General features: G+C 62.6%; 23 protein-coding genes. 6 read left to right on the top strand and 17 right to left on the bottom strand.

Annotated elements, in window-relative coordinates; translation table 11 throughout:
- Window positions 1-76 precede the first annotated feature (76 nt).
- Genes AC1D06_RS01975 through AC1D06_RS01965 form a run of 3 tightly spaced genes read left to right on the top strand, consistent with a single transcriptional unit; the run spans window position 77 to window position 3,299 of the window.
- Window positions 77-1,120, top strand: coding sequence for a hydroxyacid dehydrogenase (locus AC1D06_RS01975; protein WP_477984561.1), 1,044 nt, complete (start codon window positions 77-79; stop codon window positions 1,118-1,120).
- A 10-nt stretch (window positions 1,121-1,130) separates the two neighbouring features.
- Entirely contained in the window at window positions 1,131-1,775 is a 645-nt protein-coding gene (locus AC1D06_RS01970) for a ThuA domain-containing protein (RefSeq protein WP_477878896.1), read from the top strand.
- Window positions 1,776-1,790: 15 nt separating this feature from the next.
- Window positions 1,791-3,299 carry an aldehyde dehydrogenase family protein gene (locus AC1D06_RS01965; protein ID WP_477984559.1) on the top strand — a complete coding sequence of 503 codons (1,509 nt, stop codon included), beginning with the start codon at window positions 1,791-1,793 and terminating at the stop codon, window positions 3,297-3,299.
- 84 nt (window positions 3,300-3,383) lie between these two features.
- Here AC1D06_RS01965 and AC1D06_RS01960 read toward each other — a convergent pair whose 3' ends face one another.
- From AC1D06_RS01960 to AC1D06_RS01905, 12 genes are all read right to left on the bottom strand, one after another.
- Window positions 3,384-3,734 carry a helix-turn-helix domain-containing protein gene (locus tag AC1D06_RS01960; RefSeq protein WP_477878898.1) on the bottom strand — a complete coding sequence of 117 codons (351 nt, stop codon included), beginning with the start codon at window positions 3,732-3,734 and terminating at the stop codon, window positions 3,384-3,386.
- A complete protein-coding gene (locus AC1D06_RS01955; RefSeq protein ID WP_477878899.1) occupies window positions 3,731-4,069 on the bottom strand; it encodes a type II toxin-antitoxin system RelE/ParE family toxin in 339 nt (112 codons plus the stop codon). Before AC1D06_RS01955 ends, AC1D06_RS01960 begins: the two co-directional genes overlap by 4 nt.
- 147 nt (window positions 4,070-4,216) lie before the next feature.
- Window positions 4,217-5,746 carry an amidohydrolase gene (locus AC1D06_RS01950; protein WP_477878900.1) on the bottom strand — a complete coding sequence of 510 codons (1,530 nt, stop codon included), beginning with the start codon at window positions 5,744-5,746 and terminating at the stop codon, window positions 4,217-4,219.
- Complete coding sequence (locus AC1D06_RS01945; protein WP_477984557.1) at window positions 5,743-6,681, bottom strand: nucleoside hydrolase; 939 nt, start codon at window positions 6,679-6,681, stop codon at window positions 5,743-5,745. Before AC1D06_RS01945 ends, AC1D06_RS01950 begins: the two co-directional genes overlap by 4 nt.
- On the bottom strand, window positions 6,678-7,109 hold the full coding sequence (locus tag AC1D06_RS01940; RefSeq protein WP_477878902.1) for a VOC family protein: 432 nt from the start codon (window positions 7,107-7,109) through the stop codon (window positions 6,678-6,680). Before AC1D06_RS01940 ends, AC1D06_RS01945 begins: the two co-directional genes overlap by 4 nt.
- A 16-nt stretch (window positions 7,110-7,125) precedes the next feature.
- Window positions 7,126-8,019, bottom strand: coding sequence for an ABC transporter permease (locus AC1D06_RS01935; RefSeq protein WP_477878903.1), 894 nt, complete (start codon window positions 8,017-8,019; stop codon window positions 7,126-7,128).
- Entirely contained in the window at window positions 8,016-9,053 is a 1,038-nt protein-coding gene (locus AC1D06_RS01930) for an ABC transporter permease (protein ID WP_477878904.1), read from the bottom strand. The genes AC1D06_RS01935 and AC1D06_RS01930 overlap by 4 nt, the downstream gene beginning before the upstream one ends.
- Window positions 9,053-10,669, bottom strand: a complete 1,617-nt coding sequence (locus tag AC1D06_RS01925; protein WP_477984555.1) for an ABC transporter ATP-binding protein — start codon at window positions 10,667-10,669, stop codon at window positions 9,053-9,055. The genes AC1D06_RS01930 and AC1D06_RS01925 overlap by 1 nt, the downstream gene beginning before the upstream one ends.
- Window positions 10,670-10,785: 116 nt before the next feature.
- Window positions 10,786-11,808 (bottom strand): BMP family ABC transporter substrate-binding protein, encoded by a 1,023-nt coding sequence (locus tag AC1D06_RS01920; protein ID WP_477878947.1) that lies wholly within the window; start codon window positions 11,806-11,808, stop codon window positions 10,786-10,788.
- Between the two features lie 105 nt (window positions 11,809-11,913).
- Window positions 11,914-12,252, bottom strand: a complete 339-nt coding sequence (locus tag AC1D06_RS01915) for an NIPSNAP family protein (RefSeq protein ID WP_477878906.1) — start codon at window positions 12,250-12,252, stop codon at window positions 11,914-11,916.
- On the bottom strand, window positions 12,249-13,886 hold the full coding sequence (locus tag AC1D06_RS01910) for a GMC family oxidoreductase (protein ID WP_477878907.1): 1,638 nt from the start codon (window positions 13,884-13,886) through the stop codon (window positions 12,249-12,251). Before AC1D06_RS01910 ends, AC1D06_RS01915 begins: the two co-directional genes overlap by 4 nt.
- Window positions 13,887-13,891: 5 nt before the next feature.
- Window positions 13,892-14,743 carry a uracil-DNA glycosylase family protein gene (locus tag AC1D06_RS01905; protein ID WP_477878908.1) on the bottom strand — a complete coding sequence of 284 codons (852 nt, stop codon included), beginning with the start codon at window positions 14,741-14,743 and terminating at the stop codon, window positions 13,892-13,894.
- 226 nt (window positions 14,744-14,969) lie between these two features.
- Here AC1D06_RS01905 and AC1D06_RS01900 point away from each other — a divergent pair, with 226 nt between their 5' ends.
- Window positions 14,970-15,617: a TetR family transcriptional regulator C-terminal domain-containing protein gene (locus AC1D06_RS01900; protein WP_477878909.1), complete on the top strand. Its 648-nt coding sequence runs from the start codon at window positions 14,970-14,972 to the stop codon at window positions 15,615-15,617.
- Window positions 15,618-15,673: 56 nt separating this feature from the next.
- Here the strand turns inward: AC1D06_RS01900 and AC1D06_RS01895 are convergent, their stop codons facing one another.
- The 5 genes from AC1D06_RS01895 to AC1D06_RS01875 form a co-directional block, all read right to left on the bottom strand.
- Entirely contained in the window at window positions 15,674-17,164 is a 1,491-nt protein-coding gene (locus AC1D06_RS01895; RefSeq protein WP_477878910.1) for an HAL/PAL/TAL family ammonia-lyase, read from the bottom strand.
- On the bottom strand, window positions 17,161-18,162 hold the full coding sequence (locus tag AC1D06_RS01890) for an ornithine cyclodeaminase family protein (RefSeq protein WP_477984553.1): 1,002 nt from the start codon (window positions 18,160-18,162) through the stop codon (window positions 17,161-17,163). Before AC1D06_RS01890 ends, AC1D06_RS01895 begins: the two co-directional genes overlap by 4 nt.
- 26 nt (window positions 18,163-18,188) lie before the next feature.
- Window positions 18,189-19,502 (bottom strand): LLM class flavin-dependent oxidoreductase, encoded by a 1,314-nt coding sequence (locus tag AC1D06_RS01885; RefSeq protein ID WP_477878948.1) that lies wholly within the window; start codon window positions 19,500-19,502, stop codon window positions 18,189-18,191.
- Window positions 19,496-20,416 (bottom strand): LLM class flavin-dependent oxidoreductase, encoded by a 921-nt coding sequence (locus AC1D06_RS01880; protein WP_477984551.1) that lies wholly within the window; start codon window positions 20,414-20,416, stop codon window positions 19,496-19,498. The genes AC1D06_RS01885 and AC1D06_RS01880 overlap by 7 nt, the downstream gene beginning before the upstream one ends.
- A gap of 89 nt (window positions 20,417-20,505) precedes the next feature.
- Window positions 20,506-21,174, bottom strand: a complete 669-nt coding sequence (locus tag AC1D06_RS01875) for an NUDIX hydrolase (RefSeq protein ID WP_477878913.1) — start codon at window positions 21,172-21,174, stop codon at window positions 20,506-20,508.
- Window positions 21,175-21,340: 166 nt separating this feature from the next.
- Here AC1D06_RS01875 and AC1D06_RS01870 point away from each other — a divergent pair, with 166 nt between their 5' ends.
- Together AC1D06_RS01870 and AC1D06_RS01865 are read left to right on the top strand one after the other, a co-directional pair.
- Window positions 21,341-22,246 carry a hypothetical protein gene (locus AC1D06_RS01870; RefSeq protein WP_477878914.1) on the top strand — a complete coding sequence of 302 codons (906 nt, stop codon included), beginning with the start codon at window positions 21,341-21,343 and terminating at the stop codon, window positions 22,244-22,246.
- A 49-nt stretch (window positions 22,247-22,295) separates the two neighbouring features.
- Window positions 22,296-23,516, top strand: a complete 1,221-nt coding sequence (locus AC1D06_RS01865; RefSeq protein ID WP_477984549.1) for an adenylosuccinate synthetase — start codon at window positions 22,296-22,298, stop codon at window positions 23,514-23,516.
- Window positions 23,517-23,779: the final 263 nt, after the last annotated feature.

Here is a 23,779-nt window from a genome sequence, read left to right as displayed (position 1 = left end):
ACGTGCAATCTCAGGAGCAAGCGGCCTGGCCGCCTTCGCATAGCGCGGCGTCACATCTCCGCGCCCAGGAGATTGCATGCCTCAGTATCCCCGCACTGCCGCACAGGCCGGCGCCGCCCCGGCGCTCACCTTTGCCTTCGGCCCGTTCGGCGCTGACAGCCTGTTTTCAAACGAAGACATGCAGCGGCTTGGTGACAGCTGCCGGATCGCCTCTGGTGCCCCGTTGCAGGATTTCTCCGGCGATGCGGCGAGAACCGTGCTGTCGAAGACGGAAATTCTCGTTACCGGCTGGGGCTGCCCGCCGATCGACGACGCCGTGCTCAGCGCCGCGCCGAACCTGAAGCTGATCGCCCATGCTGCCGGATCGGTGAAGCATCTGGTTTCGTCCGCCGTTTTCGCACGTGGTGTGCTGGTCTCCAATGCCGCCGATGCCAACGCCGTTCCGGTCGCCGAATTCACGCTTGCCGCGATCCTGCTGGCTAACAAGCAGGTGTTCAGATTCCAGCGAGATTATCTCCGGGAACGTGCGCCGGTAGCCCTTCACGCTTCCTTCGACGGCAATGCCGGCAACTGGCGCAAGCGGGTCGGCATTGTCGGCGCCTCGCGCATCGGCCGCCGCGTCATCGAACTGCTCAAACCTCATGATATCGATGTCGTGCTTCACGATCCGATGATCAACCCGGTCGAAGCCTGGGGCATGGGCGTCGAGCTCGCCTCGCTGGAAGTGCTGATGGAGACATGCGACACCGTTTCGGTCCATGCACCCCTGCTGCCTTCGACCCACAACATGATCGATGCGGCGATGCTGGCGCGGATGGGGGATGGCGCGACGCTGATCAACACGGCACGCGGCGGGCTGATCGATCACGCAGCGCTGGAAGCCGAACTGGTGAGCGGCCGCCTCTGGGCAATCCTCGATGTCACGGAGCCCGAGACGCTGCCGGACGATTCGCCGCTTTACCGGCTCGACAACGTGCTGCTCACGCCGCATATCGCCGGCGCCATCGGCAATGAGCGTCTGAGACTTGGCCGACTGATCGCCGATGAAATCGGGCGCTATCTCAACCGCGAGCCGCTGCGCCACAGCGTCAACGCCGAGAGCCTGAAGCACCAGGCGTAAGGGGCGGCAGATGCGCAAAGCGGTCATCGTCTGGGGCGGCTGGCAGGGACACGAGCCGGAGCAATGTGCCGAGATTGTCGGCGAAATGCTGCGTCAGGACGGTTTCGCGGTCGAGATCACCGACGATCTCGGCATCTTCGGTTCCCCTGCCTTGTCCCAGGCCGACCTGCTGGTGCCGATCATCACCGGCGAGAGTATCGAACAGAAGCACGCCGAAGCCTTGGTCGAAGCGGTGCGCGGCGGGTTGGGCCTGGCGGGCCATCATGGTTCGATTGCCACGACCTTCAAGGAAAGCGGCCCGTTCCGCTATGTCTCCGGCGTCACCTGGGTTGCCCATCCCGGCGACATCATCGATTTCCGCGTCAATATCATCCAGCAGGATGACCCGCTGACGGCCGGCATTCCGGATTTCGACTGGCGCTCGGAACAATATTACCTGCATTGCGATCCCAGCATCGACGTGCTTGCCACCACGACCTTTTCCGGAGAATTCGATCCGGCTGTCAGCAATGTCACCATGCCCGTGATCTTCAAGCGCTATTTCGGCGCCGGCCGCATCTTCTATTCCGCCCTCGGCCATGTCGCGTCCGAGTTCGACCATCCCTATATGCCGCTCATCCTTCGCCGGGGCCTCGCCTGGGCCGCCCGCCAATAGATCCGAGAACCGATCATGACCACGCAATTCCGCTTCATCGCCCCTCGCCTCGACGACCCGCGCCTGCTGCAGGAGCGCCGCTATTCCATGCTGATCGGCGGCAAAAGCCTGCCTGCCCTTTCCGGCGAGGTCCTCACGCGCGAAAGCCCGGCTCATCCCGGCCATGTGGTCGGCATCATTCCCAAGGGCTCTCGCGCCGACGCCGAAGCGGCGATCGCCGCTGCCCGCGCCGCCTTCGATAGCGGCCCCTGGCCGCGCATGACCGGCGCCGACCGTGCAAGGATCATCTATCGCGTCGGCGAGGCGATCGAAGCCAATCTCGAGGAATTGGCAACCATCGAGGCATTGGAAGTCGGCAAAGCGATCAACCAGGCGCGCAATGAAATGCGCTTTTCCGCCTCGCTCTGGCGCTATGCCGCCGGCCATGCGCAGGGCCTGGAGGGCGACACACATAATGATCTCGGCGTGGGCGCGATCGGCCTCACGTTCCGTGAGCCGGCCGGCGTCGTCGGCGTGATCACGCCGTGGAATTTTCCGCTTCTGATCGGCTCCGAGCGCATTGCCTGGGCGATCGGCGCCGGCTGCACGGTGATCATAAAACCCTCGGAATTCACCTCCGGCTCGACCATCCGCATGGCGGAACTGGCACGCGAGGCAGGCCTGCCGGACGGCGTGTTCAACGTTATCACCGGCTATGGTGCCGATGCCGGCCAGGTGTTTGCCGAACATCCTGATGTCGATGTGGTCAATTTCACCGGTTCGCAGCGCGTCGGCCGGATCATCGGCAGCCTTGCCGGGCAGAACATCAAGCGCGTCGGGCTGGAGCTTGGCGGCAAGGGGCCGCAAATGGTGTTTGCCGATGCCGATCTCGATGCGGCGGCCGCCAAGATCGTCGGTGGCGCCTTCCATTGCTCCGGCCAGGCGTGCATTGCCGGCAGCCGGCTGATCGTGCATGACAGCGTCGCCGACAGGCTCCTGGAAAAGATCGAGGCGCTGGCCGTCAAGGTCGTCCACGGCGACCCGCTCGATGACCGCACCGATGTCGGCGCACTGGTCCATCAGGCGCATCTCGACAAGGTCGCGGGCTATGTGGCGGCCGGCAAGGCGGACGGCGCGGAGATCTACACCGGCGGCGGCGTCTTGGGCGAATCCGGCGCCTTCTATGCCCCGACCATCTTTACTGCCGTGAAGCCTGGCATGTCGATCGCCCGCGATGAGATCTTCGGGCCGGTGCTGACCACCTTTCGTTTCACCGATGCCGAGGAAGCAATCCGGCTCGCCAACGACACGCCTTTCGGGCTTTCAGCCTGTGTCTGGTCGACCAACCTCGCCACCGCGATACAGGCGATCCGCCGCATCAAGGCCGGCCGCACCTGGATCAATTCTATGGGCGATGGCAGCGCACAAATGCCGATCGGTGGCTACAAGTCGAGCGGTGTCGGCCGCGAACTCGGCAAGCACGGTTTCGATGAATATTCAGAAATCAAGAGCGTGCATGTGACGCTGAGCGGTGGGTTGCTGTAGCGGCCGCGACCCCGCCGGCGCCCAGCGCGATGGCGCGAATTCCCAGCCGATAAACCGGGGATTCATCGTGTGTGCGCAACGAGCTTAATATGGTCCTGCTTCGGCAGGCTTGTTCCTGCCGCTGTCGTCCCCGGCCGAGAGAGCTCTCAGAACGGCTTCAGGCTCACGTTCCATGATCCGAAGCAATGTTCGCGCGGCACCCGAAGGTTGACGCTTGCCCTGTTCCCATTTCTTGTAGCCAGACGGGCTGGTGCCGAGAACAGCGGCCATTTCATCTTGTGTCAGATCAAGCTTCTGGCGAATCGCCTTCGCATCAACCGAACCGATATCAACGGAGTGGATGCCAAAACCAGGAGCGTTCTTTCCCTGCGCGTGCGCCAAGGCTTCCGACATTGCCTGGATCAGGTCAGCGCCAAATTTTGTCATCTCGCTCATGCCTTGCTCCTGTATGTCGCCTTAATCGCTTTGGCAAAAGCCGCAACGGCCTTTGCTTCGTCAGGGTTCAGGTTTGTCTTCTCGTTCTTGCCGTAGGCAAGCAGCGCATAGATAGGCGCCTCGTCACTGTACCAATAGTAAATCACGCGCGCCCCACCACGCTTTCCTTTGCCTTTCGCCGCAAACCGAATTTTCCGGACTCCACCAGTGCCGGGGATTTCGTCTCCGACCTGGGGATTCGTCGCAAGGAAATCGATCATTTCCTTATGCTCTTCCTCGGTGAACAGCTCAGCTGCCTGTCTCACGAACATTGGTGTCTCGGCGACGGTCTGCATCTCGATCCTATAACCCAATGGGCTATAAATATGACTTGACGATATCGTGTGTCAATGGTCCGATGTGCGGCGACAACCAATCAACGAGATCAACATCTCAGTTCGTCCCTCCTGGGAGATATGCGGCTGCTTTGGCCTGCCAAGCAGTCACATATTCGAACCATCAAAGGCCGGCAGATCGCCCTGGTAACGGTTGAGGCCGATATCCTGTAGCGTCGCACGGCGATGGATTTCAGCCATGATCGGTTCGAATATGCTGTTTGCCCGTTCGAGTTCGGCATGTTCGGCGAGGTGGGCAGGCACCAGTTCGGCAATCTCGGCGAACACCTCGTTCTCGTTGACAGTGGTCAACCGCCCGTTCTGCATGACGATCCTGCCCGCGACCATGACCGTCTCCACCGAAGAGCCGTTTTCGGCAAAGACCAGTTGCCGGGCGGCATCGTTGAACGGCATGAAGGCATAGGAGTTGAGGTTGAGGATCAGCAGGTCGGCGGCCTTGCCGACCTCTAGCGAGCCGGTCACCTGCTCCAGCATGGCGCTCCGGGCGCCGCCGATCGTCGCCATGCGCAGAATCTCCCCGGCCTTCACCCATCTGGAATAATCCGGCCCGGAGACGCTATGGATCAGGCCGGCGACGCGCATCACGTCGAAGATCCGCGACGTGTCGTTCGAGCAGACGCCGTCCGTGCCGAGGCCGATGGTGACGCCGGCATCGAGCAGGCGGCGGATCGGAGAAATGCCGGCGCCGAGTTTTTGGTTGGAGACGGCATTGTGGGCGATCGACATGCCAGCCGCGCCCATCAGCGCCATATCCTCGTCGCTCACCCAGACGGAATGGGCAAATGTGGTGTTACGCTTCAGCAGCCCGAGATCATGCATATAAGCGACCAGGGTCTTGCCATAGAGCTCGTGTCCAGTGACGGCCTGGGTCTTCGTCTCCAACACGTGGGTGTGGTAGGGCACGCCCTTGTCGACGGCCAGATCCATGCAGGCCAGCATGAGGTCTCGCGTGCAGCGCTGCGGCGCGGAGGGTGCGATCATGAAGTTCAGCCGCCCGGCACGGCCGTGCAGGCTCGAAAAGGCCGATTTGCAATAATCGATATAGGCTCCGGCCGAGATCGGCGGACCGAAATCGAGTTTATCCTGCAAGTCCTGCGGCATGATTTCGCGCGCGTAGGGCAGCGCATCGAGGGCATGGATATTCATCACTGCGCTCGAGACATTGGCGCGAATGCCGGCATCCTCGTAAGCCTGGAAGACGATGCCCAGCCGATCGAGGTCATGGGCCGGCGGATCGAAGAAATCGTCGCAGAACGTAGTGACGCCGCTCCGCAGTGACTCCATCGCCAGGAGCAGGCTGCGGAGATAGAGAAGCCGCTGGCCGATCGCGCCGTTCATCAGCAGCGGATAGGCATAGAGCAGCCAGATTTCCAGCGGCATGCCCTGGTAGCGCCCGCGGAAGAAGGTCTCGCTCGAATGGGTATGGGAATTGATCAGGCCGGGCATGACCAGCTTGCCGCGGCCGTCGATCACTTGAACGTCCGGCTCGGCTTGAAGACTAGGGCCAATCGCCTTGATCGCGCTGCCTTCGATCAGGATATCGCCGTCGAACGGGTCGGTGCCGTGCAACTCGTCGATGGCAAGGATTTTCGCGCCGCGGATCAGGGTCTGGCTCATGACAAGTTCCCCAGCGACCGGATCAGCAGATCATAATAAGCGATCGGATCGCCATCCCGGACATAGAAGACATTTCGCGGACGGTCGGTGATCTGCCACCAGTCGGCGACCGTCATGCCTGATGTCAGGGTACCATTGAGCTCGACCGAGACGTTGATCTGCCGTCCCTTGAAAATTTCCGGCGCCAGCATGAATGCCGGCACGCATGGGCCATGGAGTGGCGCGCCTTCCCAGCCGTATTTCTTGAGGTCGAAGGCTTCGGAAAATTCCAGCATTTCGGCCGTGGCGATGCCGGAACGGTTGCCGAGTGCCCGCATTGCCCCAAGACGTTCAGGCGTCGAGCGCATCTGATGCGTGACGTCGAGCGGCAGCAGTGTCGTCTTGATCCCGGATTTCAGCACGATGTCAGCAGCTTCCGGGTCGACATAGCAGTTGAATTCGGCCGAAGGCGTGATGTTGCCGACCTCGAAATAGGCGCCGAGCATGGCGACGATCTCGACAATCTTTTCGGCGATATCCGGCGCCTTCCTGAGCGCCATAGCCAGATTGGTGAGCGGCGAAAGCGAGCAGATGGTGATCTCGCCCGGATGGGTGCGGACAGTGTCGACGATGAAATCGACGCCGTGCGTATCCTGCATCCGGATCTTCGGTTCCGGCAGATCGGGACCGTCGAGGCCGGTCGGGCCATGGACGTGCTCGGCCATGACCAGCGGCCGGACGATCGGGTGTGGGCAGCCGGCAAAGACCGGGATATCCGGCCGGCCGGCCAGTTCCATCAGCTTCAGGCAGTTGGCGATCGTATAGTCGAGGCTGATATTGCCAGCGGTCGCCACCAGGCCAAGCACATCGAAAGCCTGGCGCTGGCCGAGGATCATCAGGATGGCCGCCGCCTGGTCCTGGCCGGGATCGGTGAGGATGATCAGTTTGCGGGTCATGCCGCCGCCTCGATCTTGCCGGGCGCGCCGCCTTGGAGCCAGGCATAGAGTTCCCAGGTCTCGCCGTCGGGGCCGTAGAAGTAGGCGCCATGCGCGTTCCAGGCGTAATCAGCCGGCGGCCGGATGAATTCGACGCCATCCGCCTTCAATTGCTCATAGGTCTTGTCGAGCTCGGCGATGCTGCCCAGCCTGACCGCGATCAGCACGGCCGATGCCGAGCCAGGCTTCACCCGGACGTCGGCGTGGTGCTGGATATGATCGCGCTCCCAGAGTGCCAGCGTCAGGCCGGCGCCGGTGAAATCGGCGAAACCCGGGGCGCGATGCTTCAGTTCAAAACCCAGCTTTTCCGTGTAGAAGCGGATCGATTTCTCGATGTCGGTGACGAGGATGCAGACGTCCTGGATCGGATGTGCCTGGGCGAATTTCATCGTGTTTCTTCCCTGTTCATTGGTCTCTGAGTTCGGCAAAACCGGCCGCCGCCTTGGCGCCGCCGCGCAGCTTGCCGGAAAGCCAGACGCCGAAAATGGTGGCGAGATAAGGTAGCGCCTGCAGAAGGTCATGCGGGACCTTGTCGCCGAAGCTCAGCTGGGCGCGGATGCCGATGGCGCCGACCACGGCGAAGAACAATGCCGCGAAGGTCGAGCCGATCGGATGCGCCGCGCCGAAGATGACGGCCGCAAAGGCCATGAAGCCGCGGCCCGAGGTCATGCCCTGGGCGAAGAATTGCAGGCTGCCGGCCGCCAGCTCCGCTCCGCCGATGGCACAGAGGACACCGCCGATGGAAAGCGCCACCAGCCGCATGCGCGACGGGTTGGCGCCGACCGAGCGCGCCGCGAAGGGATGTTCGCCGCAGGCGGCGAGCTGCAGGCCGAAGCGCGTGCGCCGAAGCAGCAGCCAGAGGCCGAAGACGACGAAAGGCATGGCGAGCACGAAAATCGACAGCACGCCATAATCGCCAAAAGCCGGGCCGAGCCTTGGAACGCCGAAGGGCGCAGAGACGGTTGCCTGGCTGCCGAAAATCGATTCCACCGCCAGCGCCGTGCCGCCGATGCCCAGTCCCGTCAGGCCGAGGCCCGCGATGATCGGATTGGCCTTCAGCCTGTCGATGACGAACCAGAGCAGCGCGGAGGCCAGAATGCACAGCACAATGGCGATCAGCATGGCCAGCCAGAAGGAATTGGTCAGCATGATCCCGAGGATGGTGGCACAGGAGCCGATGATCATGATGCCTTCGAGGCCGAGATTCCAGACACCGGCCCGCTGGGCGATCATGCCGGCGAGCGTGACATAGACGAGGGGCGTGCCGGAGCGGAGGATGGCGATGATGACATCGTTCATGACGGACGCCTTCCGATATTGAAGAGCTTGTCGAGGAAACCGGCGCGGGCGGTGATGAACAGCGCAATGGCCGCATTGATGATGTCGATCGCCGCCGCCGGCAAGCCGGCCATGATCGGCAGGTAAAGCGCGGCGGAGGCGAGCCCCCCGAAGAACAGCGATACCACCGCCGTGCCGACGATCGACAGGTTGGCGACCAGCGCGATCAGGATGGCGGTAAAGCCATGTGTCGGCAGGAAGCCGGAGGCGATGCGGCCGTTCGGCCCCATCAGTTCGACTGTGCCGGCCAACCCGGCGAGCGCGCCGGAGATCAGGAACGAGGCCAGCCCCAGCTGCCAGAGTTTCGCCCCCTGCCACTGCACCATGGTGCCGTTGCGGCCGGCCAGGCTCGCCAGCACGCCGAAGGCGGTGCGATTGACGAGCAGCCACATAACCACGCCGACGACCACGGCGATGGCGATGATGGTCGGCGAGACGCCGAGCGAATTGGAAATGCGGTAGGCCGCGTCGAGCGGCCGACTGGACGCCTGCTGGCCGGAGCCAGACGGATCCTTGAGCGGTCCCGAAGTGACGTAGATCAGCAGCAATCCGGCGAGGAAATTGCCCATCAGCGTGGTGATCACCTCGTCGGTGCCGGAGCGCAGCCGCAGCAGCCCGGGCCACAGCGCCCAGACTGCGCCGCCGGCCATGCCTGCAATGAAGCAGATCGGAATGACCAGCGCTGCCGGCCCGCCCTTCAGCCATTCGGCGGCGAAGGCGGCGCAGATGGCGCCGACATAGAACTGGCCTTGTGCACCGATATTGAAAAAACCGGCGCGGAACGAGATCGAGACACCGGCGGCGGTGATGAACAGCGGCAGCGCCCATCTGAGGCTCTGCTGCACGGCACCCGGATGCAGGAAGGCGCCATCGGCGACAGAGGTGAGCATCAGCCAGGCATTGTAGCCGGCGAACTGGAAGACCACGGCGCAGAGCACCAGGGCGAAGACGACGAAGACCAGGCTGCGCAGGACGGTGAGGATACGATCTCTCATCAATGGGCTCCCATGCCTGCCGGAACCGATGTCGTTGGGCCAGCGCCACTCGCATGCCCTGCGCCGGTCATGGCGGCGCCGACCGCCTGGATGTCGTAAGGCGCGGAGAATTCTCCGGCAGTCCTGCCGGACAGCATGACGACGACACGATCGGAAATGTCGAACAGCTCGTCGAGATCCGAGGAGATCAACAGGATCGCGGCACCCCGGTCACGCGCGGCGCGGAGCGATTGCCAGACGAAAGCTGTGGCGCCGATATCCAGTCCGCGCGTCGGCTGGGCGGCGATGATCACCTTGGCGTCAGGGTCGATCTCGCGCGCGAGGATGACTTTCTGGGCATTGCCGCCCGACAGCGACCCCGCTTTCTGCAGCGGCGAATGGTAACGCACGTCCCAGTTCTTCAGCGCCTTGTCGCAGAGCCTGTGGATGGCGGACGGGTTGACGAGGCGAAGCAGCGGTCCTTGCAGCAGCTCGCGGGCGCTCCAGTTCTCCCAGAGCGAACTGGTCAGGCTCAGCCCTTCGACATTGCGCTCGAACGGAATGATCCGGAGCCCCAGGCCGCGACGGACGGTCAGCGGTTCGCCGCCGATGTCCCTTCCGGCAAGTGCGATGCTGCCCGCCGAGAGGTCGGCGAGGTTGGCGATGGCGCGCACCAGCGTCTTCTGGCCATTGCCCTCGACCCCGGCAATGCCGAGGATTTCACCGGGCCGAAGCGTCAGGTCGATGCCGTCGAGGCTGGTGCCTTCGCTGTCGGGCCTGGTCGAAACGCCCGACAGGGCCAGCACCGGAGCCGAGGCCGTCGAGCTGTGTGCCTTGGGCGTCTCGTGCGTTACAGCCGCCGCGCCGGTCAGCGCCTGCCGATCTTCCGCCGCCAAGCTGCGTGCGGCATCGCCGACGATCAGATTTGCCAGGCGTTCGGCGGTGATGTCGGCGCAGGCGAGCGGACCGTCAACCAGCTTGCCACCGCGCAGCACCGTCACCGTATCGGCAATGCCGAGCACTTCACGAATCTTGTGCAGGATGAGGATGACGGTCACGCCGCGCTGCTTCAGCCGGCGGACACGGGCGAACAACATTTCGATGCCTGAGGGCGACAGGACCGCGGTGGGCTCATCGAGGATCAGCACCTTGGCATCGGTGACCAGTGCCCGGGCGATCTCGATGCCCTGCTGGGTTTCGATCGGCAGGTCGCAAATGCGCTTCGACAGGTCGACATGCACGTCAAGACTTTCGAGGTGAGGCCGCCAGCGCTTGATCAGTCCATTGCGCGTAAAAAGCCCGCCTTTGCCGGTGGCACCGAATTCCATCGCCTCGGCCACCGTGAACGACGGCGGCAGGGCAAAACTCTGATGGACGAGTTCGACGCCGGCGGAACGGCTTTCGCCAACGTCGCCGGTGCGGATCTCGCGGCCGCCGATCTCGACTGCACCCTCTGCCGGCCGCACCAGACCGGACGCGACGCGGGCAAAGGTGGTCTTGCCGGCACCGTTCTGGCCGACGACGGCATGGATAAGCCCCGGCTCGAAGGCGACGGACACATCTGAAAGCGCCACCACTTCGCCATAGCGGACAGTGACGTTCCGGCAGGTGAGCGCGGACGCAAGAGAATTGGACATGGTCTATCCCGATACGAGATCAAGAGGTTCGCGACCCCAACAGGGCTAGTGTGACGGGGTCGCGAACCAGCGGCAATCCCTTTCGAGGAGGGATTGTCAGCCCAAAAATGCAGGCATCAGAGCGTGGTGTTGAACGGCACCTTGATCGAACCGTCGAGAATGCCCTTCTTGGCCTTCTCGATATCCGCCCAGACTTCCTTTTCCTTGGCACTCAGATCTGCCGGCCCCTGTTCGGCAAAGACCGGCGAAGCGATGAAATCGATGACGCCGGTGCCGAGGCCGGTCGGCTGATGGCCGCCCTTCCAATCCGCCGCGAGCGCCTTGGTCACTTCGTTATAGAGTGACTGGCCGAAATCGAGCTGCACCAGCGCGATCACCGTCTTCGGGCCGAGTTTATATTGGGCGGGCGAGATGGCCGAGACCATCCGGCCTTCCTTCTCGTTGGCCGCGGCAATGATGCCGCCGTCGGTGGCCGCCGAGTCGGTCTGGATATAGTCGATGCCGTCATTGTACATCTGGGTGGCGATTTCCTGGCCCTTGGCCGGGTCCTGGAACGAGCCGGCAAAGGCGGAAGTCACCGTCGCCTTCGGATTGACCGACTGCGCGCCGGCCTTGAGCGCATTGAAGTCGGCATTCAGCGGCGGGATGGAGATGCCGCCGATATAGCCGATCTTGCCCGATTTGGAGACCTTGGCGGCAAACATGCCCGACAGGTAGCAGCCGAGATAGTAATCATAGGACACGGTGACGACATTCGGGATGGTCGGATTGAAGGGGTCGCCGAACAGCTGGATCCACTTGGTGTTCGGATAGGACGGCGCCAGCGCCTTGATCGGCTCGGCGACTTCGTTGAAGGTCGAGACGATGACCGCAGCGCCGGCATCGGCGAGCGTCCGGAACACGGTCTCATAGGTCGCTGGGTCCTGTGCATAGACTGCGCGGTACTGGAAACCCTTCTCGCCGGCGAGCTTCTTCAATTTCTCGATCATCGAGTCGACAGGGCCGTTGTCGCCGGCGGCCTGAGTGTGGACGAGCGCCACCAGTCCGCCATCGGCGCGGGCGAGTTCGGGCAGCAGGCTGCCGGCGAGGCCGAGCGCCGCTGCACCGGCGCTGACCTGCAGGAAGCTGCGGCGGTCTATCGATGTGGTCATGAAAGTCCCAGTCTTGTTGTCAGTCATGGTCATGTTCCCTTGTTGATATTGCCTGACTTGATTTCGGTTGTTCGGCCGGTGGTGCCGGCCAGTTTACTCTCCGGGTTGGGTCGTGACGGCGGGAGAGGAAGGCGCCGGATTCATGATCATCACCTCCTGTTTCTGGATCGCATCGAGCGACCAGACTTCGGCGATGAATTTCTGCCAGTCGGGATCGGCATACATGGCCTGCCGCCGCCGCTCGCGATCGGCAAGGCTGTCATAGGCCCACATCAGCACGGTCGTATGCAGCGTGCCGAGCTCGGAGACATAAAGGCCGACATAGGTGTTGAGGTGCCTTTTCTGCACCGGCAAACCCTCGGCTTCGTATTTCTTCATCCATTTGTCGACCGTGCCTGGCTTGAACGTATACATGCGGTGTTCGAGGATCATCGGTCCGCTCCTGTGCTCGCGAGAATGAATTCGGCGCATTTCTCACCGATCATGATCGAGGGGGCGTTGGTATTGCCGCTTGAAATGATCGGCATGATCGAGGCATCGGCGACGCGCAGGCCACCTATGCCGTGCACCCTGAGCCTGGTGTCAACCACGGCCAACGGATCATTGCCCATCTTGGCGGTGCCGACGGGATGGAAGGTGGTCATGGCGGTGGCACGCAGCCATTTGGTCAGGTCGGCATCGCTTTCAGCCTCCGGGCCGGGCGCGAGCTCGCGGCCGCGATATTTGTCGAATGCCTTTTGGTTGATGACGTTACGGGTCAGCCGGATGCCGTCGATCATGGTGCGGATATCGAAATCGGCCTGGAGATAATTGGCCTGGATTTTCGGCGTATCGGCTGGATTCGCCGACCTCAGCACTATCTCGCCACGGCTTTGCGGATTGACTGGGCCGACGCGCAGGGTAAACCCATGATCGGCTTCGACCGGCCGCTTGCTGAACGGATTGGGGAAATGCAGGTTGGCGGTCTTTTCCAGCGCCGGCATGAAATGCAGCTGGATATCAGGCGCGACCAACGCCTCGTTGGAACGGATGAAGGCGCCGGCCTCGTAAGGGAAAGTGGTGGTGATGCCCTCGCCGAACAGCATGCCCTGCGCCACGGCCGGGATCAGCCTGTCGGCGCGCAGATCGCCGAACAGCGTGATCGGCTCGCGACACTCCCAGCTCATGACGCAATCGACATGGTCCTGCAGGTTCTTGCCGACGCCGGCAAGATCGTGCAGCGGCGCAACACCGACCTTCCTGAGTTCATCCGCCGGGCCGATGCCGGAAAGCAGCAGCGCCTTGGGCGTATTGACGACGCCTGCAGAGAGGATGATCTCGCGGTCGGCATAGGCAGCAGCCCTGGCGCCGTCCTTGTGGTATTCGATACCGACCGCACGGCCTTTCTCGATAATCACGTGGCTGGTCTCAGCCTCGGTCAGCACCGTCAGGTTTGGCCGGCCTAATACCGGGCGTAGAAAGGCCCAGGAGGTCGACCAGCGTTTGCCCTTCCTGATCGTGAAATCATAACGACCAAAGCCTTCCTGGCTGGCGCCGTTGAAATCATCATTGAGTGGATAGCCGGCTTCTCGCCCCGCCTCGCAGAAGATGTCCATCAGCAGATTGGAGCCACGGGCGCGGCAGACCGTGAGTTCTCCATCCGGGCTATGAAATTCGCCGTTGCGCTGGACATGCGCCTCGGAGCGTCGGAAGGCCGGCAGCACTTCATCGTAGGACCAGCCGGGCAGGCCCATCTGCGACCAGCGGTCATAGTCGTGGCGGTTGCCGCGCACATAGATCATGCCGTTGATCGTCGATGTGCCGCCCAGCACTTTGCCGCGCGGCCAATAGAGCGAACGGCCGTTGAGATAGGGTTCCGGCTCGGTGTGGTAGTGCCAGTTGTAGATGCCGGAATGGAAAAGCTTGCCCATCAGCATCGGTAGGCGGAAGAGCGGATTGCGATCCTTGCCGCCGGCTTCCAGCAGCAGCACTCTGTTCGCCGGATCCTTTGACAGCCGATTGGCCAACACGCAACCGGCGGAGCCGGCGCCGACGATGATGAAATCGTAGTGGTTTGCCGCAGCCATGGCCGTCACCATGCGATGGGTTTTGCACCCATCGTCTCCAGATAGCTGTTGCAGAGAATGAACGGGTTCGGGCGGGTCAGAACCGCCTCGGCAAAAGCTGGATGCTCGCGCAGCAGACAGCCGATCTGTCCGGAAAGCCCTTCCGAGAGATCGAAGTGCCGGAGAATATCCTGTGCCGCCTTGCCGAAGCCGATGAAGACCACCGGTTCGCCGCGAGCCATCAGCGTCTGGACCACCCTGAACATCAATGGCCGCCAGAACGCCAGATGACCGCGTGACTGGTGCGGATCGATATCGACCTTGAAGCGCGACAGAGTGAGCGATGCGTTGAGCAGCAATGCGCCTTGGCGCACCCAGCGGTCGGCAATGGCGTCGGTCTCCTCGAAACCGGATGCCGGATCGGTGAGATAGGCGCGGGTCGCCGGCCAGTCGTCGAAGCTGCGGGCGTAATCGTCGACGCCCGTGCGGGCCGCGACGATCAGCTGCATAAAGGCGCGTACGCTCTTGGAAAACATCTTGTCGAGCTCATGCCAGCCGGCGAGATTGCCGGCCTCGAAGGCCCGGCCGGTGGCAAAGCCCGGTTCCGGATAGGGGTCCTGGCCAAGGATCACGCAGCGCACATCATCCGGCCTGATGCCATCGAAAGCCCGTAGTGCATGGGCTCCCGTCGGCTGGCCGGGAAAATGCCGGCCACGCCGCACCGGAAAGATCGGCTCCCAGGCCTCGAATTGAAGATCGGCGTCGATGCGGTCGAAGTGGTCGCCGATGGGACCGAGTGCCGTACGCCAGGCCGCCGGCAGATCGGCTTCCCAACCGCCCAGCGTCTCCGCCATCGCTTCCCTCAACCGCATCGGCATCATGCCGTCCCCACTTTGTCGTTGAAAGAAAACTAGACAAAAGCTGACCAAAGTGTCAACTTCCTAAAATCAAAAAAGTGACCATTTGGTCAAATTTTTTCGACCAGATCGTCAGGTTTACTGATGGGTCAGCAAGGCTTGCATTCCCGGCGAAAAGGCGACACATGGATTTCACCCGCGTGCGGCCTGCAAGAGACCGGGAGCAAAGGGAGGGACGGGGATAGGCATGGCAAAAACGGCGAGAGACCCGGAAGAGCGGATTCGCGAGCGAAACAGACGTATCATCCTCAAGGCCGGGATCGAGGTTTTCTCACGCAAGGGTTTCGATGGCACGCGCATTGCCGAGATCGCCGAGAAATCCGGCCTGCCGAAGGCCAATGTCTATTACTATTTCTCGTCCAAGGAAGAGATCTATACCGCCATCATCGCCCATCTGATCAAGAGCTGGGACGAGGCACTGAAGCCGATCACGGCAGACAGCGAGCCGGCCGAGGCGTTCCGGAACTATGTCTATGCCAAGCTCGAATACACGCGGAGGAACGCCGCCGAGTCGCGCCTGTTCGCCAGCGAAATCATCCACGGCGCGCGCTTCCTCAAGAAGAAGGACCGCGAGCACATGCGGCTGATCACCGACGAGCGCGTCGAGGTGGTCGATGGCTGGATCGCGGCCGGCAAGATGGTACCGGTCGATCCGCGCCACCTGTTCATCACGCTCTGGGCCGCGACACAGTTTTATGCCGATTTCGAGCCACTGGCGAGCGACGCATTGCATGGAAATCGGTTGCGGGCCGCAGACTACGAGAAGGCGGCCGAGACGATCACGTCGACCATCCTCAACGGCATCCTGGCGAGACCGGAGAAGAGTATCTCGTAAAGTCGCACCTATCTGCTCATTCCGCCATTGGCAGAAAAGACCGACGAATAGCCGCCTCAGCCCGGCTCCATTGCCCGGCATTCAGCCAATGCGTCGACGATCCGGATGGCGTCGTCGCCAAGCGGCCGATCCTCTTCCAGCCTCTCTGCAAGACGACGAACGAAACCATAGGTCTCCGACGTGATCCTGCCGCAGCGATGCCCGGGCCTGAGATCAACACCCTGCGCGGCAGCCAGCATTTCACAGGCGATCAACTGCCGCCAGAAGCCCAGCATGTCGGCACATTTCTCGACCACGAGCGCCGATTGCGTCGCATGATCCTCCACGCCTTCCGAAACCGAGAGAAAATCGAGCATGACCGGATTGGCCTTGTGTCGCACCCGGGCTAGCAGCGCGGTCACCGTCTTCTGCATCGGCACGAAGCCAGCGGACGGACCCCCGACCGGTGAGAGATAACGCGGCAGGCCATTGCGGCCTGAACCGGTCAGCTGGATGAAGCGGGCCGCACAGGCCGCTGCCGTCTGGGCAATCGCCAGGCTCAGGGCCTCGAAGGCCAGCGACAGCGACGGTGTGTGGAAATTCCCCGTCGACAGCACCCGCTCTTCCTCGATGATCACCAGCGGATTATCTGCGGCGGAATTGAGCTCAATCTCGATGGCGGCGCGGGCGTTTTGCAATGCTGCGGCCAGTGCCCCATGGATCGGCGCGACGCAACGCAGGCTGAGCGGGTCCTGGATGGCCACTTTGGCCTCGAACAATGAGGAGCCGTGGAGCTGCCGCAAGATCGCCGCAGCCTCATCTTCCTGTCCTGCGGCGGCGCGCGCCTGCTGGATCGCCGGCGTGAGGATCAAGGGGTTGCCGCCCAGTGCCTCGAAGGTCAACGCTGCGGCCTTTCGCTGGGCGTCGAGCAAGGCAAGCGCATCCTGAACGACGAGCGCGCCCTGCCCCGCCGAAATGGCCGAGGCGTTCAACAAGGAAATGCCGTCCTTCGGCTGTAGGACGACCGGCGTGAGCCCGGCGCGCCTCAGCGCCTCGCCGGCATCGAGGATTTCGCCCCGATAGTCCGCCCTGCCCTCGCCGATCAGGCAGCGAGCCATGGCTGACAGCATCACCAGATCACCCGCACCGATCGAGCCAATCGACGGCAGAAGCGGATGCACGCCGGCATTGAGCAGGGCGAGCAGGGCCGAAAACACCGGCGGCGAAATGCCGGAGCCGCCGACGGAAAGCATAGCCAGCCGCGCGGCCAGGACCGCACGTGTGGCATCACGCGGCAGTGGCTCGCCGACGGCGACACCCCGTCCGCGCACCAACTGCCGTTGAAAGGCCTGATGATCGCCCTCGACGGCCGTCTTGAGATTGGCACCCAGGCCGGTATTCATGCCGTAGATCTGCTGGCCGGACGTAGCGGCAGCCTCAAGAATTTTCCGGGCTTTGGACAACCGTTCGAAAACATTCGGATCGGCTTCGACCAACACGTCATCCCGGGCAATCGCCGCGATGTCGGCGATGGTGATGCCCTTCCCGGTGAGTGTTACCGACTTCATGCGAAACGCAGCCTCTGGCCAAGCCCCGACGCCTTTGCCTTTTCGAGCAAGGCATAGCCGAGTGCGATATCACTCAGCGACAGCCCGCGATGCCACAGCAGGATGGTTTCCTCGTCGCTCTGACGTCCGGGCTTCAGGCCTGCGACCACCTGCCCGAGTTCGGCATGCAATGTTTGTTCGGACAGCTTGCCGGCTTCGACATGGGCGCGCAGCGAACCGAACTTGCCGCCCTTGCACTGGCCCCAATCGTCAACCACCATCTTGCTCATGATGTCGGTCAGCGACAGTTCCACCGCGCTCATCGTGCCGTAAGGGACGACGAAGGCGCCGGGCTTGATCCATTCGGTCTTCATCATCGGCGTCGGCTCAGACAGGCGCGAGGCCTCGACGACGATATCGGCGCCTTCAATGCAATCGCGCCAGTTGTCCGTCACTGTGATTTTCTTGCCGAGATCGGCTGCGAGCTTGGCGCCGAAGGCATCGCGGCTTTCCGGCCGGCGTGAATGGACGCGGATCTCGTCGAAATCGAAGAGATGGTCGAGCAGCCGGACGTTCCAATAGGCCGTGCCGCGCGCGCCGATATGGCCCAGCACTTTGGAATCCTTGCGCGCTAGATATTTTGCACCGATGGCGGTTACGGCACCTGTCCGCATGTCGGTGATCACGGTGGCATCGAGAATGGCCCGAGGTACGCCGGTGCGCGGATCGAAGAGATTGAGCACGCCGAATTCCGAGGGGTAGTCGAGCTTGTAATTGTCGACGAAGTCGCCGACGATTTTCACGCCCGCAAGGTTGAGCGGCGCCACATAGCCGCGCAGCACGTTGAAATGGCCGTGGAATTCCGGATTGGGCTCCAGATGGACGCGCGGCTCGATGACCGTTTCGCCCTTGCCCTGCGCACCGAGCGACGTCTCGATCGCCGCAAGGATCTCGTCATTGGAGACATCGAGCGCTTCGATGTCGAAAGCATTGAGATAGTCGATATAGATCGGGTTCATGCCAGTCTCGCAATTTCTGTCTGTTTCTATCGCCGTTTCGGCGCGCCGGCGCCAAGATTTTCGCGCAATGTCTTGCCTTCGTAGTCTTCGCGGAACAGGCCACGGCGCTGCAATTCCGGGATGACCATGGTGACGAAGTCTTCGAGCCCAGACGGGAAGAGTGGCGCCATGACGTTGAAACCGTCCGCAGCACCAACCGAAAACCGTTCTTCCATGGCATCGGCAATCTGCGACGGCGTGCCGATCACCTGCCAATGGCCGCGGGCGCCGGCAAAACTGCGCGCCAGATCGCGGATCGACAGGTTTTCGCGCCGGCCGAGGTCAACAATGAGTTTCTGCCTGCTTTGCATCGCCTGCGTCTCGGGAATGTCGGGCAGCGGTCCGTCGATCGGATAGGACGAGAGGTCGCCGATGCTGAGATAGCTGGCAAGCAGGGCCACGCCGACAGCATCGGGGATGAGCTCCTGCAATGCCCGGTACTTGGCCCTGGCGTCCGCTTCCGTCTCCGCTACGATCGGCGAAATCCCCGGCATGATGCGGATTTCGTCGGGCGCGCGGCCATACTTGGCCATGCGCGCCTTCACGTCCGCATAATAAGCCTGCGCCTCGGCAATGGTCTGGGAGGCGGCGAAGACGACGTCTGCCGTGCGGGCCGCCAGTTCCTTGCCGACATCGGAGGCGCCGGCCTGCACCATGATCGGCCGGCCCTGGGGCGAACGCGGGCTTTCAAGAATACCGTCGACCTGGAAATGCTTGCCATGGTGATGGACGGGATGGATTTTTGCTTCATCGGCGAACGTCTCGCTGAGGAGATAGGCGTCATCATCAACACCATCCCAGAGCGCCAATGCCGCATCGGCAAATTCTTCGGCCCGTTCATAGCGCTCGGAATGCGGCCGGAGGCCGGAACTGGCGAAATTTTCCGCTTCGAGTTCGCTGGCCGAGGTCACGAGATTCCAGCCGGCGCGGCCGCCGCTCAACCGGTCGAGCGAGGCGAAGGCGCGGGCCAGACCATATGGCTCGTTATAGGTCGTCGATGCCGTGGCGACCAAGCCGATGTGCGATGTGTTGACGGCGAGCGCCGCTAGCAGGCTGAGCGGTTCGAACATGGTCGATCGTGCTGCCTGGCTTGCCATTTCGGGATTGCGCTCGCGGATCGCGGCGGCGTCCTCGATGAAGATCATGTCGAACTTGCCACGTTCGGCGATGCGGGTGAGCGCGATGAAATGGGCGATATCGCTGCCAGCCGGCGCATAGGCATCCGGATGACGCCAAGCGGAAATGTGATGGCCGCCCGCCATCAGGAAGGCGCCCAGCCTCATCTTGCGGTCGCTCACGATGCAGGCTCCGTCATGACTGCGGGATGGAGTGGATAGGGCAGACCGAGGCGCTCGCGCAAAGTCGCGCCAGCCGCTGTTTTCGCCATGAACCCTCGGCGACGCAGTTCCGGCACCACCGCCTCGACGAAACCGGCGAAGGCCGCTGACGTCTGAGGCATGAGCACGAAGCCATGAACCTTGTTCTGCTCAAAGTCCTGCTGGAGCCGGTCAGCGATCTCGGTCTGCGTACCGGTGAAATCCGAAACGGTGCGGAAAATTTGTGGTGTGTTCTGAAACGCAGGGATTTCCGCGCCGGCATCCACGAAAATGACTTCGGCCATGTCCGCAACCGCGGATCCGGCACTTGCTGCAAGAACCGGCTGGCCCTGCGGCGAGCGGTTGACATTCAGCGGACCGCGAACCGAGAAATGTATGCCTATGTGGTTCTGCACATGCATTTTCCGCGGCACGAAGAAGCGGCCATCGGCCTTGTCATAGATGAAGGCATCATCTTCCCAGCTGTCCCAGAGCGCACGCACCACGTCGACATATTCGCGGTTGCGCGCTTCATCGCTGCTGGCAACGACTGTCCACCCCGTTCGCCCCTTGCTGATCGCGTCGAGCGAGGCAAGGCGACGGGCGAGATTATAGGGCTCGTGCTGATATGTCGCGGCCGTGGCGAGAAAGCCGATCGTCTTTGCTCTCGTCGAGAGGGCCGACACCAGCGTCGTGGGCTCGAAGGGCGTCGCCAGCGGCGAGAGCGTGTCGGTCGGTCGCTGTGCGTTCCGATCGGCCAGCCAGACGAAATCGAAGCCTGCCCGCTCCGCTTCCAGCACCTGTGCCAGCAGGCCATCGAAACCGAGCGCTTCACGACCCGCCTGTGACCAGGCTGCTGGATCATGACCGAATGGCGTCAGCGAAAGTCCAAGATGCATCATCGCAAATCCTCGCTGCGCTATTTCAGGGAGATGGCAGCGGGTGTCAACCGGCGCACGAGATCGTGATCCGGTCGCAAAGGCGATGATCAGATTCGCCTGTCGAACACCGACGGCGGCGCCTTGAGGCGATAGAGCGTTGTCGGACGGCGGGCCAGCGTGGTCTGGCGTTTTTCGCCGACGACCTCCTCGAGGAGGTCGAGATCATTCATTTTGCGGCGGAACGCACTCTGGTCGAGCTTCTCGCCAAGCACCGTCTCGTAAGTGGCCTGCAGTTCTGACATCGTGAAGACGTCCGGCAGCAGCCGGGCGACCATGGTGGAATAGGCGCCCTTGCCCCGCAGCCTTTCGCATGCCGCAGCCACGATCATCCCATGATCGAACGGCAGGTCGCCGGGCGCCAAGGCCGGGCGCAATGCCAAAGTCTTGTCGGCACCTGACATCAGCAGATGATGCGGCACCAGCGCGAAATAGGCGATCGAAACGGACCAGCCGCGGGGATCGCGATCCACAGCTGCAAAGGTCCGGAGCTGCTCGAAATACAGGCCCTCGAGCCCGGTCTTGGCCTTGAGGATGCGCCTGACAGCGGCCTCGGCATCGATATCTACGTCAGTGTGGACATAGCCGCCAACGACCGCCAAGCGGCCGCGGAAAGGATCGGCCACACGCTCCAGCAGGGCGACATTCAACTGGCCCTCGAAGATTGTCATCAGCACGATATCGACGGTGACGATCGGTCGCTCGAATTCGACTTGCATGTCTCACCCCTGGATTTGCTTTTGCATAGCACGGAAAAAAATTCGAACAACTTGCAAGTAGCAACTTGCAAAATGCATTTTGCAAGTTTATATTGATCTCATCAGACGAGGACAGCGGTCCACCGCCGAAGTCCTCACAAACGCACCAGACATGAAGGAGAAAACCATGGGAATGGGACGTTTCAACACCAGTGATTGGACCAGTTACAACCGCGAGCATGTCGACGGCCGCAGCCGTGCCGAGGTTTTTGGCGCGACCGGCATGGATCCGCGCTACGATCCGGCCTTGTTTGCCATGCGCGAGAGCCGCGACAGCGACCTCAACCCGAAATCGACGCCGATCATCCTCGCCTCTGATGTCACGGGATCGATGGGCATGATCGCCCATGAACTGATGCGCAGCGGCCTGATCACGCTGACCTCGGAAATCTACGAGCGCAAGCCGGTGCCGGACCCGCACATCATGGTGGCCGCCGTCGGCGACGCCAATACCGACCGGGCGCCGCTCCAGGCCACCCAGTTCGAGGCAGACATCTCGCTCGCCAACCAGATTCGCGGTCTCTGGCTCGAAGGCGGCGGCGGCGGCAATCACGGCGAAAGCTACAGCGCGGCCCACCTGCTGGCGGCGCTGAAGACCTCGACCGATAGTTTCGAGCGGCGCGGGCGCAAGGGCTATCTGTTCACCATCGGCGACGAGCCGATCCATAACGGCCTGTCGCGGCAGCAGATTGCGCGGATATTTGGTATCGAGGCGCCGCGCGGGCTCAATGCCGAAAAATGCCTGCAGGCAGCGCAGCGGACCTACGAGGTGTTCCACATCGTCATCCGCGAAGGCTACGCGGCCACCGGCATGGATACGGTCCTGCGCAGCTGGAAGCCGCTGCTGCCGGAACGCACGCTGATCCTCGATGATTATACCCGCATCGCCGAACTCGTGGTCTCGACCCTCGAAATCAACGAGGGACGTGATCCGGATGACGTCGCCGCCAGCTGGGGCGGCCCCGCCGCTGCCGTCGTCGCCAAAGCCGTTGCCGGCATGCGCCCCAAGGGCATTGCCCGCTTCTTCCGCTGAACTGGACCATGTGCCGGAGCCCAATGCTCCGGCCTCTAGGGAGATCATCATGACTTCGATCCGTGCAAAAGCCGTCATCGGCGCGGGCTATGGTGATGAAGGCAAGGGCCTGATCACCGATTTGCTTGCAGCGACCACATCAGACAGCGTCGTCGTGCGCAGCAATGGCGGCGCACAGGCCGGCCACACCGTCGTCGCGCCCGATGGCAGGCGCCATGTCTTCCATCATGTCGGATCAGGGACGCTGGCCGGCGCGCCGACCCATCTCAGCGCTCATTTCGTCGCCCATCCAATGATGCTGGCGGCGGAATGGGAGGCTCTGCTAGCGCTCGGCGCCCAGCCTGCCGTCAGCAGCGATCCGCGCGTGCCGATCACCACGCCGTTCGACATGATGATCAACCAGGCGGTGGAACTGGCGCGCGGCGGCGGCAAGCATGGCAGTTGCGGACTGGGATTCGGCGAGACGATCGAGCGCAACCTCCGTCCGGATTTTTCGCTTACCACACAGGATCTGTTCCGGCCTGGCCTGGCGGCACGACTGCATCGCATCTGGTCGGACTGGGTGCCGCAGCGGCTCGCACGGCTCGGCATCGGCAGTTTGCCGGCGAGCATCGTCCACGCGCTTGAAATCGACGCGGTCATCGCTCGCTTCATCGGGGATTGCCAAGCCTATCTGGACCACGTGACGCTCTGGCCCGACAGGCGGATTGCGGAGAAAGGCCAGGTCATTTTCGAGGCGGCGCAAGGGCTGATGCTCGATCAGGATTTCGGCGCATTTCCGCATGTCACGCGATCCAATACCGGGCTCGCCAACATGCTTGCCATCGCCGGTGAAGCCGAGATCCACGCGATCGATGCGATCTATGCCACCCGCTGCTATGCTACACGGCACGGAGCCGGCCCGCTCGCCCATGAAACCGAGAGCCTCGATGGCATCGCCGTGGAAGACCTGACCAATGCGCCGAATGCCTGGCAGGGCACGCTACGGCTTGCACCGCTGGATACGGCAATTCTGCGCGGCGCTATCGCTTACGACCTCAGCCGGGCGGCTCGGGTTGCGACGGCAATCAACGCCGGTATCGCCGTCACCTGTCTCGATCAGGCCAAGTCGTCCTTCACCGTGCGCGAGGGTACAACCATGCTCAGCCTGACCCCTGAAGAAGCCGGTTCGCGCATCGCCCGGCAAACAGGCCTGCCGCTGTTCGGCGAGAGCTGGAGCGCCCATCGCACCGGCTTCAGGCTCTGCACGGCCCAAAGCCTGGCAGCTTAGGAGCTGATGCAGGAAGTCTGATCTGCTGGAAAATATGGCGGCGCGAATCTCGGCACGCCCTACATCACCCAGGCTGCGCTCCGGCGTCCGCCGGATCGTTTCCGGTCCTGCGTCCAATGAAAGGCCCCGTTGTCGCCCCTGGATCAAAATCCGCTCCTACCCCCCACTGCCTTAAACCGCTGTTCACCCTGCGCTTTCGATTTCACTACACGGGGCGGGAACCAAAGTTGGTCTCGTCCGTTTTAGGCTGCGGGTAGATGTGC

Source organism: Rhizobium sp. P2_G2, assembly GCF_056403555.1.
This window is presented reverse-complemented; position numbering and strand designations above follow the sequence as displayed.